The following is a 14,818-nucleotide window of genomic DNA, read 5'->3' on the forward strand; positions in this document are numbered from 1 at the left end:
GAAGAAATGCTCTTTACTAATTCATAAGTTTATTTATTTCTACTTTTGAACATTCAATAATGATTTATGATTTCCTTCTCCTACTGAAGTTTGAAACCATTAAAGTGCAGGAGACATTAATTCTTTATTCATAATAGAATACCGAGCAGCACCGGCAGCGTAACCAAAGAGAGAAGTGTACTGACTAATGTTGCACTGGAAACGAAGTCTGGCTCTGTACCAAATTGAAGTGCATACATAGTTGTGTTTGCCGCAGAAGGCATGGCTGCCATTAAAATCATAATTGCTTTGAGCATTGGGTCGATTGGCAAGTAGAGGGTGATGAAATACGCAATCACCGGGGAAACGAACAACTTTAGTAAAAGTGAATAGGTCAGTTTTTCAATCTGAACATTTCGTAAAGAAATTTTTGCAAGCTGCATTCCCAGAATAATCATGATGGTTGGTATGGCAGAATCCGCGACTAAATCGAGAGCTTCTGCCATTGATCCTCTTATTTTAATATCCAGTTGTTGAAACATAACACCTGCTATCGCGCCGTATAGGATCGGCATTCTCACTACTGCTCTTAACGTGGATGTGACTCCATCGTTTTCAGGACTTCCCTTGGCTGCGTAATATATGCCGACCGTGCACATCACTAGCTGCTGAATGACCATTAATACAACAGCATAATCAAGTCCAGCAGCACCAAAAGCAAAAAGTGCGACTGGTGTACCGTAGTTTCCGTTATTCATAAAGGCTGACGCCAAGATAACTCCACACGTTTCACGGATGTTATATTTTTTAAAATAACTGATCACATACACAAGACCAATTAGTACAAAACATAGGACTAGTGTGTAGACGAGCATATACACATACGTTTTTGTAAAAGCAGTCTCGTAAAACGTACGAAACACCAGAAAAGGTGACATGAGATAAAGTGCCATCTTGGAGAGGGTTTGCGTTTCAAATCCTATATATTTTTGCCCTATAAAACCAATCGCAAAAATGGCAAACACAGGTAGTATAATACTAAGCAGCTCTATCATGTCTTACCCCTTCTTTCTTTTCTTCAAAAGGAAAAAGGCTGACCACAGTGATCAGCACTCTCTTCTATACATTCATTACAATAATCCGCTCTTCTGTCATTTCTTCAATTGCATAACGAGGACCTTCTTTTCCGGTTCCACTTTTCTTTACACCGCCATATGGCATGTTGTCTACACGATATGCTGAAGCATCGTTTACAATCAGACCACCAACTTCAACTTCCCTAGCTGCCTTCATCGCGAATGCAAGGTCATTTGTAAATAGACCTGCTTGGAGTCCATAATCTGAATCATTTACTTTTTCAATTACTTCATCTATGGTAGCATACGTGTCCACTCCTACAACAGGTCCAAACACTTCTTGCTTACAGACCTTCATCTCACGTTTTACAGAGGTAAGAATTGTAGGTTCATAGAATGCACCATTACGTTTGCCGCCGGTTACTAAGGTCGCTCCTTCTGCAACTGCTTCGTTTACCCAGTTCTCCACACGTTCTGCCTCTGCCTCACGAATCATTGGTCCGATATCTGTTGAGTCTTCCATCGGATCTCCGAATTTAAGCTCTTCTGTTTTTTCTTTTAACAATTGAACAAATGGAGATTTAACGTCTTCGTGCACATATACACGCTGAACAGATATACAAACTTGACCCGCATTATTAAAACTTTTGTTCGCAATAAGTGCTGCAGCTTGATCCAAATCTGCATCTTTGTGAACAATGGTAGCTGAGTTATTGCCTAACTCTAATGCTACTTTTCGGAGTCCTGCTCTTTGTCTGATCAACTCACCGACTCTTGGACTTCCCGTAAACGTAAACATCCTTACATCTTGATTTTCTAATAGCCATCCGCCTACTTCTGCACCATCACCTGTAATGACTTGAAGCCTTCCATCTGGCAAGCCTGCTTCTTTGAAAACTTCAGCCAGCATAAGTGCACAAAGAGGTGTTACTTCAGCCGGTTTTAAAACAACCGAATTTCCTGCCGCTAGAGCTGGACCGACCTTATGACATACTAGATTTAGGGGAACATTAAACGGTGTGATTGCTGCAATTACACCAACAGGAATACGCAATGTAAAGGCCATTCGATTTTCAGAACCTGGTGCTGACTCGACGGGTACACCTTCCCCATGTATACGCTTCGCTTCCTCTGCTGATATTTCCAGCGTCTGGGCAGCCCGTTCCACTTCTACACGGGAATCACGGATCGGCTTACCTACTTCTGCGACTAACACTCTAGCAAACTCTTCCTTCTTCTCTAGTAAAAGTTGAGCCGCTTTTGATAGGACAAGAAATCTGTTATAAGCAGAAAAAGAATCCTTACATGCTTTTTTTGCTCCTTCTACCGCTTCATCTACATCATTTTTATCTGCCATAGCAATAGAAGCTTCAGCCTGCTGGGTATACTTATTGATTACATTCATGGTTTCCTTTTTTTCTTTCCAAGTACCGTTTATCCATAGTCCGTATGTTTGTTCTGTTTTAACCGTCACCATTCATCACTCCCTATGTTATAACGTTACGACCTTTTTGCGCGTTGAAAATTCTTTTGCTTTTCCAGCACTTCCAAATAAGCGGATTTTCTCTTGCACTTTCTCCTTCATCACTTCACGGCCTCTCCCGAGTGAAACAGCAAGGTGATACTCTTCCGGGTTCTCCTGAAGGACTTGCTGCATTCCTTTTGTGAAAGATTGTCTAAGTTCTGTGTCCACATTTATTTTGGCGATACCAAGGGAGACAGCTTTAATAATTTGTTCGTCCGGAACATCTGATCCACCATGAAGGACGATGGGACGATTAACGGCTTGTGAAATTTCACTTAATCTTTCAAAAGCCAGCTTCGGTGGATTTTTATAAATGCCATGTGCTGTTCCGATTGAAACGGCAAGATAATCTACATTAGTAGCATCTACAAATGCTACAGCTTCATCTGTTGTTGTAATCATTGCGTCTTCTTCAGCAACGGTAATGTCATCTTCTGTACCGCCTATTTTTCCGATTTCCCCTTCTGATCCAATACTTAGAGCACGTGCAGCATCAGCGACTTTTCGTGTGATAGCTGTATTCTCTTCAAAGGAAAGAGCTGATCCATCAAACATGACGGATTGAAAACCGAGCTGGATGGCTTTCATTGTTTGTTCATACTCTCTGCTATGGTCTAGGTGGATACAAACGGGAACACTTATATTTTTCATGAAAACATCGATCATAGCCTTCATTGGCTCAAGACCAATCGTATTGATGACTTTTTGTCCTACTTGTATCATAACGGGTGCCTGTTCATGTTCCGCTGCTTCTAATATAGCAAGGATGGTTTCAGCATTATGGGCACTAAATGCACCCACTGCATATTTGTTCTCATAGGCATGTGTTAAAAGTTCTTTCCCTGAAATATAACCCATTATTGACCTCCAAATGTTTATATTATCGTCTTAACTCAATGTCATAGTGGTACTGGTCACTTCTATATCTTGTTTTTGTATATTCTATCGGCTTATCATTTAATCCGAAACTTAATCTTGTCATTTCGAGAAGAGCTTCTCCTGCACGGATGCCTAACACATCCGCTTCAGCCATTGTGGCATTGATGGCTGAAATTTTTTCTTCTGCACGTTTTAATAAAATATTGTCTTCCTCAAGAATGGAATAGAACTTTGCGGTATCAAGATTATGCTTCATTAAAAGTTGCCCGATAGATTCTGGCCAGCAAGATCGTTCAACGGCGATCGGTACATCATCGGCAAATCGAATCCTCTCAATAACCAGCACCTTCTCATTCTCATCAAGCCCGAGCTTCTTTTTTTCAAGATATAATGAATCGCAAAATTCAGCTCGCAAAACTTTTGAGTGAGGGACTTGACCCTTCTCCATTACTTCTTCAGCAAATCCTTTTAATCTTCGTAACGAACCGACAAGCTGCTGAGCTTTAACAACCGTACCTTTTCCCTGTCTTTTTTCTAAGAGGCCGTCAGCGACAAGCATATTGATCGCTTGACGAATGGTTGTGCGGCTTACCCCAAATAGCTTCATGAGCTCTTGTTCTGTCGGAATCAAATGGTTAGGACGCCATACCTGCTGCTGTATTTTTTCTATTAAATGGTCTTTAACTTGAAGGTATAGAGCTGTGTTTGTGCTTTTCATTTCGTATTCTCCTCTTTCTCACAATAGGATATGGCTGTAGATCTTTCCCTGCGAGAGGCCGGAGCCAGTTGTAAAAGGCTTCTGGGTCATCAATAAAGGCATCTGGTAGGAATCGTTCCCCTCCCTGCGCTACTACATGCAGAGGACAGCTATTCATACTAAAATTATAATCTAAATCAGTGGTCCGTTGTATGGTAACCATCCTCTCCGTTTCATCGCAGCAAACAAGTCTTGCCGCTTCCCTGCCAGCTTCATATGCTTCTATCCTGTCTTGGGTAGACGCCGTGGTTGAGGAGCTGCGCTGATTCATCCCAAGGATTTCAGCTCTAGCCATCACACCCAGTTCAGTTTTAACTATATCTTCAAGTACCTTAGAAATTCCGCCAAGCACGGCTCGGCCATTAACTGTTGCTTTTTCAACCTGATCTGTATAGGCGTTTATTGTGCATCCTTCCGCGACAACAACAGTTGCATACCCATAAGAGCGAACGGCTTCATGAACATGATCTATAAAAAGGGCATGGTTAATCGGACGTTCAGGAACATAAATGTAATGAGGTCCATCCTTTTCCCCGTTTTTCAAAAGACCACTTGCTGCTGCAAGCCATCCCGTGTTGCGACCCATCGTTTCAAGTATTCTTACTTGTTCGAAGTTTTGCATAGCACATAAATCTCTGCTTATATCGCGCACGGAAGTTGCTATATATCGGGCTGCACTGCCAAAGCCTGGTGCATGATCCGTTTCAGCCAGATCATTATCTACTGTTTTCGGAATCCCTATGACTTGAAGATCATATTTCATTTGGCGTGCTTCTTCAGAAAGCTTTTGCAGAGCAGCCATCGTTCCATTACCACCAATAAAAACAAGTGTATCTATACCACGTGATTTTAAATGAGATATTGACCTCTGCATTTTTTCTTTTGTAAATTCGTAACGTCCCGAACCAAGACAAGCACCATTTACGAGTTTGTGTAATTTTATCCATCCCAAAAGTTCAGAATCAAGTTTTTCCATATCATTTTCAAATAATCCTTGATAGCCATTATAAACCCCAAATAATTCTGCTTCTTGATGGAGCGCTTCTACAAAGCCCACTAAACTGGCATTGATAACTGCTGTTGGACCACCAGCCTGCCCAATCGCTACTCTCTTTGCCATCACATTCCGCTCCCTTCCCTATGCATACACCTCTGTCGGAATATTAAGCTGTTTTCCTAATTGTTTCAGGTCATCAGCCACATCGGCATATACAACAGCATAGTGAGGTTCATAGCCGCTTTCCATTAAATCACTAACTGTTTCTGAAACATTTCCATTTAATTTCACTTCAACAGAAGTTCCTGAAAAAGGCTGTGGAACATCCAAGGCTTCCCCTCTCATAATGAGGAGTCTATATCCGTCAGGTGTATAACCCAGTCTGAAAATCGTAACTTCTCCCGCTTTTAATCCAAAGTCCATCGTAAAACCCATTTTGCGATTAGGGTGAACGCCTGACTGCGCACCGGTGGACGGACTTGCGAGTGAATAAGCTCCTGCCCCGCAATGCCAGAACACAACGGAATTATTTAATTCATTCACATGAACGAGGTCCCCAAGGTAGGGTGCACGGCCATCGCTAAGCTCCTGAAGGATGAACATTGAAACAGCACCATGAATATCTGATTCACAGGAAGATACAACGCCATCTTCTGTAAATTGTGAAAGAGTAGAACATGCTGCTGCTCCCAATTCATTAAAAAATTCAGGCCAGCATCTGACAGCTAAAGCAGTGATATCTTCTTTTTCGATATACTTTTTCACATACGTAGAGAACTGGGCAAACTTTCTTACCGTTTCATCTGACCGGTTTAATCCAATGACTTGTTTTTCTGCACGATCAATAGCTTCAGCCCATTCTTCCTCAGGCAGCTCCACACTTTTTTTAAAGGCTTCTAACAAGTCCATCTTTTGGACGGAAACACCAAGTTTTTTATATAGAAGTTCTTCATCTGTATCTGAGAAAAAGAACCCTGGAGGATGTTCACCGATTACACCGATTTTTAACTGCTTTAGTTTCTGAACAAGTGTGTTTACACGAATTTGACGGGAAAGCTGTTTATGAAGCTGCTTTTCATCAGGATTTCCTAACACAAACATAAAAGGATGACGATGATGCATGAGAACATTGCTCGTACTATTTCCACCAGTTAACGAATTCAGACGGAGCCTCCCGCCAACGCTTGGTTCTCTTACAGACCAGACAACTACAGGTTCTTTTCGATATTGAATCACTTTAGCAATAAATTCACCATCAGCAAATGTAACGCTTTGATAGATAACCGAGTCAATATGTTTATCAGTTAGGGTTTTTAGAAATTTTTCCAGGTCTTCCACAGATGTAAGAATCTCTTCAGGTTCATATACGACCTGGTAATTATTTCTTAACCAATTAGAGCTTTGCTTGCGGTATAACTCACCCGCTTCTAAATCAAAGGTTTTTCTGCCAATTGGAATATACGCGACTGTTGGAGATTGCATAGGTGTCCACATCCTTCATTTTGTTAATCTAATTTAAGTATACCAAAAGGTAGTTACCTTTCAAAATATATTACTACCTTTATAGTTAAATTTTCTATAAAAGGCTGTTTTCGCATTCACTAGTGTTTTTGAAAGTAGTTGATCTCAGTTTCAGGATGCCCGCTTTCCGCTTGGTGTGCGGTGAGCCTCCTTGACGCTTTGCGTCATTAGGAGTCTCACTTGTCCCGCAGAAGTCTCGCACTTTACACTCCATCCAACCTATCAATGAAGACCATGTTAAAAAAATTCTCAGAATCATCAATCATTTAGAAAAAGACTAATAGACGATAGCATGACGGGGACCTCCGAAAAACGTCCCCACACAATTTTACTTCGTTAATGTTTCAAACAATTCCTTGTCGCGGGAATTTTTTCTATAGAACACGGGCGGCTCCCCAACCGGTGCATGAACCTCCACATATCCACCTTGATATTCTTCTCCAGTCCATAGATGCACCCACTCATCTTCTGGTAAATAGACTTTCCAGTGAGTCGCTCCCTCTTCATAAACTGGGGCAACAAGCATGTCTCGCCCATATAAATATTGATATTGTATGTCATAGGCGATTGCATCATCTTCATAATGCATGAACAACGGACGCTGTACAGGTGTCCCTTTTTCAGCATTTTCTTTTACTATTTTTTTTGTGTAAGGGGCAAGGTTTACATAGATATCTGTCATACGGGCAAAATGGTGCAGTGTTTCTTCATCTCCGTCAAATTGAAAACAATCGTTAGGGCGATTTCCCTCATGAGTACGCATTACTGGGGTAAAAGCTGCCATATCCGTCCATCGTAGAAGCAGCTCTTTAGTTCGTTTGTTTCCATGTAAACTTGTATAACCTCCTATATCACTGTGATGAAGACCACAACCAGTCATTCCAGCAGAAAGTGCTGCTGGGATAACGGAAGCGAGTCCATCATCTAAAGACCAGTTCACACTTTGATCACCGCCCCATAAAAGGGGGCAATATTTCTGTGTTCCAGTAAACCCGGCTCTCATGAAATATGTGATATCTTCTAATTTTCCTGCTTCACTTACTGCTTCATAGTTGACCTTAGCCCATAAGGCAGGCCATGCATTGTGCATGATTTTTGCAGATTCTCCGCTATACAACTGGACATCTGTTGGCAAATATTCACCAAAGTCTGCCATCCATCCATCAAGACCAAAATCTATCATGTTCTCTTTAATAACTGATTTATACCAGGAAAAAGCTTCCGGATTAGTAAAGTCCACAACACCACAGTTAAATTCCCCAAAATCAACAAGGTAAATCTCTCTTTTTTCATTTAAAGCAAGATAACCATTTTCAGCAGCTGTTTGATACAGATCCCCTTCAACTGCAACATAAGGGTTGATATATCCAAGAAACCTAATCCCTTTTGATTTCCATTCCCCAATCTTTTCATCAAGTTTCGGGTACTCCTCACTGTTCCAGCGCCAGTTCCACATTAACCTTTTTCCAAATGAGGTTATGCGCTTCCCTTGCCAATCTTGGCACCAGATGCCACCTACTTTTATTCCCTTTTCAAGTGCTGTGTCAAGTTTCTGTTGAACGGTTTCTGTACCGCCTTGGATGGCGAGCCAAACTCCATTATACGTCCAATCTGGCAGTTCAGGCTGACGTCCAAACACTTCAGTCATTTTTTCAACTAACTGTACATAGTTATCTGCCGTTTCAAACAGTACAAACTTTGGAATGTCCCATATCTGCAATTCATGGTAGCTATCATGTCGGAAATCAAAGTCCGCGTAGGCTGTAGTTTCGACATGGCAATAATACTTTTTAGTTGAAATAAAAGTGGGCTGCGGATAATTCGTATTGTAATAATCACCGCCAGCTTTGTCTTTTACATCTGCTTGCCAAGTTGTGTAGGTGTTTTTATTTCTTCCCACACCAGGTTCTGAGGTCCACAATGGAAAGTTTTTTCCTCGCAAATTAAAATGCGAAAGTTGCTCACCACATCCGTAGATCTTCTCATCTCCATCTGCTTGCACGCGTATCCATAAACGGTTTATTTCAGAAGAGCTTTTAGTAAATAGCAGTTTAACTTTTCCACTCTCTTCCTTTAGAAAAACTTCAAGATCTGGTTGGCTGTTTGCAAATTTTGAAAAAGAAATTTGGTAGCCTTGTTCAGTTTGTTCAACAGCTGCAAACGCAAGTCCGATTCGTTCGACTACGTAATCCTTTATATCAAAATTCCCTCGATACATGTTGATTGTCTCTTCCCCATAACCCGCATAAAGCATAGGCTGTTGAGGGGAGTGCTGAAATAATAGCCTTCCATCAGCTTTTATTTCAAAGCCAAGTTCATTTTCCTGAAAACTTAAAACAGTCTTATTTACTTGCAGAGTCATAATAACCTCCTATTATTTATGCTAGTTTTCTTGCTTCTTTTATGTCTTTCTTATGTTGGTTGCTTAAGAAATCAGCATACTTTTGGTTCCAAGATTTTAAAGAAAAATAGATTAACAGTCCCGTAATTGCTGCTAGAACCGCTATCGCTGGCCAGAAATATCCAGAAACAATCCCATTCTCGTAAGCAAGACCAATTGGTGAAAAAATGATATACATACTTGTCAGCATGCCTAACAAGATAAAAGTTACAGGCAGAGAAAACTTCCACGGTACCATGTCGACTTGCGCATTTGTTTTATACATATATGGAGTATTCAATGGTCTTACTTTTCCGATCGCCAGCATAATCCCTACTTCAATAAAGAATAAGATTGCGTAGATATGGATAAAGTTGATGGTTGTTTGAATACCAAACATTTGATTAAGTCCCCAAACGAGCATGTAATACGTAATCACGTGAAAAATGATAACCACTTTTGCAGCGAGTGCTGGAATTCGTTTAGAAAATAATCCCACAAGTACAATCGTGATGATTGGGATGTTAAAGAAACCAGTAAATTTACGGATCAAATCCCATAAGCCATCAGGTGCATTCATTAAAAGTGGTGAAATGAAGAACGAAATGAGTGCAATGATGGTACCAAACCACTTACTCATACGAATCAACTGTTCGTCTGAAGCTTTTGGATTAAACTGCGGCTTGTAAATATCGAGCGCAAACATAGTAGCTGCTGAATTAAGCAATGAATTAAAGGAGCTAAAAACAGCACCTAACAAGACAGCAAGGAAAAATCCTGAAAGATATTTTGGCAATACATCCGCTACTAGCGATGGATAAGCCAGATCAACCGGATCCATTCCGCCACCGTATAAATGAAAGGCAATAATTCCTGGTATCATCATGAATAGTGGAATCGCAAGCTTGTAGAAACCTGAATACAAAACACCTTTTTGACCTTCTTTTAAGTTTTTAGCTCCTAACGTACGTTGTATCACGTATTGATTGGTTCCCCAATAAAACAAGTTTGCAAAGATCATCCCTGTAAAGATCGTTCCAAATGGAACAGAGTCCGTACTTGATCCGATAGCATTTAATTTTTCTGGACTGTTTGTAGCAATGGTTTTCATACCGTCGAACATGTTTCCATCACCTAACGCCAGAAAACCAAGAACGGGTACAAGGATACCTACTATTAAAAGACCCACTCCGTTAATCGTATCTGAAACAGCAACCGCTTTCAAACCTCCAAAGATTGCATAAACAGCTCCTATGATTCCAATTATCCAAATGAGAAGCCACACAGACTGACCATATGAAATGCCCAAAATTTCTGGCACATCAAACAATTTCAGGATGGTTAAAGCTCCAGAATATAGAGTTGATGGAATAGTCACCAGAATATAACCGAGCATAAAAAGTAGGACCGTATAACGACGAACACCTTCATCAAAACGGGTACTTAGGAACTCAGGCAATGTTGTAAAAGCCCCGCCTAAATATTTTGGCAATAAGTATAGAGCCATAATGACGATGGCAAATCCTGCTGTAACTTCCCACGCCATGTTTGACATATTTGCCCGATAGCCTTGTCCATTAAGACCTATTAAGTGTTCAGCGGAAAGATTGGTAAGAAGAAGTGAACCCGCAATAAATGTTCCGTTTAACCCCCGGCCCGCAAGAAAGTAACCTGTTGAATTCTCGGTTTCACCTTTCGTCTTTAAATATGAAATCCATGCGACGAGCCCCATAAAAAATGTACAAGATATAAGTGTAAAACCAATTCCTGAAAACATTTTCAATCCCCCAGTCCATTCATTATTATCAAATCAAAACTTCTAAATTTTCTCCTATGATCCCTGGGTGTGCCCCCTTCTCAATAAGGGGTTTTCGATCAGGGTGTGCAAGTAGCCATTTGTTTTTCATAAATAGTAATTTATCTTCGTCCGTTATATTCTTCCGTTCAGCTAAAGGAGTTTCTAATGGAGAATTCGTTCCTTCAGGTAAGATCACAATACATTTAAAACCTGAATCATGAACTTTACATGGCGCAAAATGTAGTGTTGTTTCATAAAGTTCAATCGCAGTTCCTTTTGGAATAAAGTAAGCCCTTACATTTTTCGAATGAAATGTGTTGTTTACGATATCTTGTACTTGTCCAAGCAGCAATACCATATCAGTTACAGCAATATTTATCTCACTTCCTTTGTGATACTCTAAACCATTTAGTGTTGAATTACGCCCATTGCAATAACCAATTTGCACTTTCATCTCACCATAAAAGTTTGATTCAAGCCGCTGCTTTATCGGATCTCCTTCAAGCAGAGGGTCTGAAGCTACATAACTATTTTCTCTTTCTGGAATCGTTGTAAAGTGTTCCATCGTCCGACATAAATCAGTAAAATCGTAACCTGTTATAACTTTTCCATACGTGGTGAATGACGAATCATCAATGGATAATACGGAAAAGTTGTTTTTTTTGGTTATTTGAACCTGCAAAAGAATGAACCTCCTCTTGTTTCTTTTTGGAAAAACATAGGTATCTTTACAAATACATCATTACCTTTAGTCTTAAAAAAAATAGGACTGTTTCAGTCGTTGTTTTTCATTGTATGAAAACGCATCCAAAAAATCAAGGCTTTTTTTCAGACAATTCTTTACATTTCAGATTCTTCCTCTGTTAGAGAGGGTTAGTTTTAATTTGCTACCCCCTTCTTTTTTTCCTCTTTGAGATGGAGTTAATAAAAAAAGAAGCTTACTAAAAAATAAGCTCCTTAAATGAATAGTTTAAATTTAATTCAGAATCTAATCAATCGGTTTCTAGTAAGCACCTTCTGAATATGTTAATTCGTAACTATGTGTGTATACTTCGAAAATATTTCCAAATGGATCTTCTACATATACCATCTTAAATGGTTTCTCACCTGGATAGTATTCACGAATAGGCATACGCTGTTTACCACCATGTTGCTTTATTTTCTCAACCATTCCTTCAATATCGGGATCTTGAATACAAAAATGGAATAATCCAGTTTTCCAGTATTCAAAGTTATTTTCGGGTTGTTTGTTCTCTGGGAATTCAAACAATTCGATTCCGATTTTATCACCAGTGGCTAAATGAGCGATTCTAAATGTGTTCCAATTCTCTCCGAATACATCTCGACACATTTGTCCGATTGGAGTATCATCGTTTTGTACATCAGAAGGCTCCATGATAATATACCAACCAAAGACTTCCGTATAAAATTTGATAGCTTCCTCGAGGTTTGGGACAGATAGTCCAATGTGAGAAAAAGTTCTTGGATATGTTAACATAGTATGATATTCCTCCTCATATTTTTTATGACTACAAATACATTATATATGGCTTGTTATCACATGATAAGAACGCACTTTTTTGTGAGAAACTAACCTAAAGGTAAGTAAAGGACTGAATAAAGTATGGACACCCAAATGAATAATAACGAAAAACTAAAATGTTCAATCGAATATACACTAAAGAAGATTGGCGGTAAATGGAAGACCGTTATTTTATGGCATTTAGGAGTAGATGGTAGCCTTAGATATAACGAATTACGCAAATTATTATCAGGTGTGACTCATAAAGTAATGAGTCAGCAATTAAAAGAATTGGAAGAGGATGGGTTCATTGACCGCACCCAATATAATACGATCCCTCCAAAGGTTGAATACGCCTTGACGGAAAAAGGTAAAACCTTAATGCCTATACTTGAACAGATGCACTTATGGGGTACAGAGCATAGTGACAATAGTTAGATTATCCCTATTATATAGTTTTATACGAACAACAAAGCGCAATTCTTTTATTAAGAAATGCGCTTTGCTGTTCGTTTACTATGACAAAAAGAGTGTACACTGATAGTAAATGACTCTCAAAAAGATGCAAGAAGGTGATTCCATGATGAAAGCCGTGCAAGTGACAGGTTATGGAGATGTAGACAAATTAGAAGTTGTCGAACTGCCGATTCCACAACCAAAAGAAAATGAAGTGCTCGTTAAAGTTAAGGCATGTGCTATTAATAATACTGAAATTTGGATGAGAGAAGGAGCCTATGGAACCAATTCAAAATCAGGCTGGCGCCCTGAAGGTGTTCAGTTTCCAAGAACACCTGGATCCGATATAACTGGCACTATTGTAAAAGTAGGGAGTACCGTAAATGATCCTATGGTCGGAAAGGATGTCGTTCTTTTCCCATTTACATCAAGTGGCAAAGAAGGTACCGAACATATTGCGGAAGATATGTCCTTTATTGGCTCTGAGTATGATGGGGGTTATGCAGAATACGTCGTTTGGCCAGCTGAGCTTTGCTATGACATGCCACTTTCCGACTATACAGAGAGTGCCGTTTTCTCTGTAAGCGGTTTGACTGCTTGGCATATGGTTGAACAAATTCAAGTTCAGCCATATGAGACCATTATGGTTACTGGCGCAAACGGTGGTGTCGGTTCTTTAATAGTACAGATCGCCTCTAACGTTTTTGGAGCAAAAGTCATTGCAATCGTAGGGGATTTAGCTTTAAAAGATCAATTGAAAGAGCTAGGTGCAGCCCATGTGTTGTCATATAAGTCCGATAACCTTGCGGAAGAAATAATAGAAACAAATGGCGGCCCTATAGATTCAGTACTAGATGTTGTAGGAGATGCACTGTTCTCCACCTCTTTACACGTATTGAAAAAGGGTGGGAAGTTCTGTACATCAGGATCTGCTGGAGGGCAAAAGACAGAGCTTGATTTTAGAACGTTGTACCTGAAACACATCACTCTGTATGGTTCTGTATTAGGTACACGATCTGAATTCAAGAGGATGCTAGAGGTAATCGCGGAAGGAAAAATGAAGCCAGTCATTGATCGTACCTTCCCATTAGAAGAAGCAAAAGAAGCACAACAATACTTTAAAAATGCAGGGAAATTAGGAAAGATTGTCTTACTACCGTAAAAATAAAGTTGTAACATCCAATTAGAACAAAAGGAAGAAGGAAAGCCGGCCTCACAGAGAGACCCACTTTCCTTCTTTAAAACAACGTTGTAAGTGATTGGTAATTCAATTTATCTTGCTGAAGCTTGGATAAACTACTATCAAGATGTCGAAGAAGCAACGATCGTAACTTTTTCTCATCTCTACTTTCAATGTACTCAATCATTTCTTCATGTTCTAGAATATCCCGTTCCTCATTGTCATTTTCTCCGTTAAAGACATCATAAAGCACCATATAAATCGTAATCCGGTTCAATATTTTCTCCATAAAATCAATCAAATAGCTGTTTCCAGTTGCCTTCGCTAGAACAAGATGGAAAGCATTATTTTTCTCTTGATACATTACGATTTTTCGTTCATGATATGCAATTTTCATTTCATAGAGGTATTGTTTAAGTTGCTGTACTTCATTCACTCCGAGGTTTGAGAATCCTTTTTGAACCGCCATCTCCTCGAGCCCTTTTCTCATTTCAAATGCCTGAATCATCTCTTCGATCGTTGGCTGAACGATGAATGCTCCCTTATTTGGAATGACATTCACTAACCCTTCTGATTCCAGCTTCATGATTGCGCTTCGAATCGGCGTCCTGCTCGCATTGACCTTCTCGGCAATGGCACTTTCAAACAACTGGTTACCAGGGGCAATTTGCCTATTCATGATGGCATTTTTTATGAGTTGATACACCTTTTGCTCTACTGTTTCTTTCCGCATTACAATTAACCCGCC

Annotated in this window: 13 protein-coding genes; 2 read left to right on the forward strand and 11 right to left on the reverse strand. The window is 39.8% G+C overall.

Annotated elements, in window-relative coordinates; all coding sequences use genetic code 11:
* Positions 1-128: 128 nt before the first annotated feature.
* The 10 genes from KUV80_RS09685 to KUV80_RS09730 form a co-directional block, all read right to left on the reverse strand.
* Positions 129-1,031, reverse strand: coding sequence for an AEC family transporter (locus tag KUV80_RS09685; protein ID WP_222463127.1), 903 nt, complete (start codon positions 1,029-1,031; stop codon positions 129-131).
* Positions 1,032-1,098: 67 nt separating this feature from the next.
* A complete protein-coding gene (locus KUV80_RS09690; protein ID WP_222462514.1) occupies positions 1,099-2,532 on the reverse strand; it encodes an aldehyde dehydrogenase family protein in 1,434 nt (477 codons plus the stop codon).
* 15 nt (positions 2,533-2,547) lie between these two features.
* On the reverse strand, positions 2,548-3,438 hold the full coding sequence (locus KUV80_RS09695; RefSeq protein WP_222462515.1) for a class II fructose-bisphosphate aldolase: 891 nt from the start codon (positions 3,436-3,438) through the stop codon (positions 2,548-2,550).
* 22 nt (positions 3,439-3,460) lie between these two features.
* Complete coding sequence (locus tag KUV80_RS09700) at positions 3,461-4,177, reverse strand: GntR family transcriptional regulator (protein WP_222462516.1); 717 nt, start codon at positions 4,175-4,177, stop codon at positions 3,461-3,463.
* On the reverse strand, positions 4,140-5,336 hold the full coding sequence (locus KUV80_RS09705; protein ID WP_222462517.1) for a diphosphate--fructose-6-phosphate 1-phosphotransferase: 1,197 nt from the start codon (positions 5,334-5,336) through the stop codon (positions 4,140-4,142). Before KUV80_RS09705 ends, KUV80_RS09700 begins: the two co-directional genes overlap by 38 nt.
* 18 nt (positions 5,337-5,354) lie before the next feature.
* Positions 5,355-6,695, reverse strand: coding sequence for a sulfoquinovose isomerase (sftI, locus tag KUV80_RS09710; RefSeq protein WP_222462518.1), 1,341 nt, complete (start codon positions 6,693-6,695; stop codon positions 5,355-5,357).
* A gap of 367 nt (positions 6,696-7,062) precedes the next feature.
* Positions 7,063-9,096, reverse strand: a complete 2,034-nt coding sequence (locus tag KUV80_RS09715; RefSeq protein WP_222462519.1) for an alpha-glucosidase — start codon at positions 9,094-9,096, stop codon at positions 7,063-7,065.
* 16 nt (positions 9,097-9,112) lie between these two features.
* Complete coding sequence (locus KUV80_RS09720) at positions 9,113-10,891, reverse strand: solute:sodium symporter family transporter (protein WP_222462520.1); 1,779 nt, start codon at positions 10,889-10,891, stop codon at positions 9,113-9,115.
* Between the two features lie 28 nt (positions 10,892-10,919).
* Positions 10,920-11,594, reverse strand: coding sequence for a DUF4867 family protein (locus KUV80_RS09725; RefSeq protein WP_246625147.1), 675 nt, complete (start codon positions 11,592-11,594; stop codon positions 10,920-10,922).
* A 321-nt stretch (positions 11,595-11,915) separates the two neighbouring features.
* Positions 11,916-12,410, reverse strand: coding sequence for a lactoylglutathione lyase family protein (locus tag KUV80_RS09730; protein WP_222462521.1), 495 nt, complete (start codon positions 12,408-12,410; stop codon positions 11,916-11,918).
* A 126-nt stretch (positions 12,411-12,536) separates the two neighbouring features.
* On the opposite strand from KUV80_RS09730, the gene KUV80_RS09735 reads away from it, so the two are divergent.
* Both KUV80_RS09735 and KUV80_RS09740 read left to right on the forward strand, forming a co-directional pair.
* On the forward strand, positions 12,537-12,872 hold the full coding sequence (locus KUV80_RS09735) for a winged helix-turn-helix transcriptional regulator (RefSeq protein WP_222462522.1): 336 nt from the start codon (positions 12,537-12,539) through the stop codon (positions 12,870-12,872).
* Positions 12,873-13,017: 145 nt separating this feature from the next.
* The gene (locus KUV80_RS09740; protein WP_222463129.1) at positions 13,018-14,052 is read left to right on the forward strand and encodes a zinc-binding dehydrogenase; all 1,035 of its coding nucleotides are present in this window, start codon (positions 13,018-13,020) and stop codon (positions 14,050-14,052) included.
* 76 nt (positions 14,053-14,128) lie between these two features.
* On the opposite strand, the gene KUV80_RS09745 is transcribed toward KUV80_RS09740, so the two are convergent.
* Positions 14,129-14,803 (reverse strand): GntR family transcriptional regulator, encoded by a 675-nt coding sequence (locus KUV80_RS09745; protein WP_222462523.1) that lies wholly within the window; start codon positions 14,801-14,803, stop codon positions 14,129-14,131.
* Positions 14,804-14,818: the final 15 nt, after the last annotated feature.

This window comes from Fictibacillus nanhaiensis (genome assembly GCF_019801215.1).
Taxonomy (GTDB): Bacteria; Bacillota; Bacilli; order Bacillales; family Fictibacillaceae; genus Fictibacillus; species Fictibacillus nanhaiensis_C.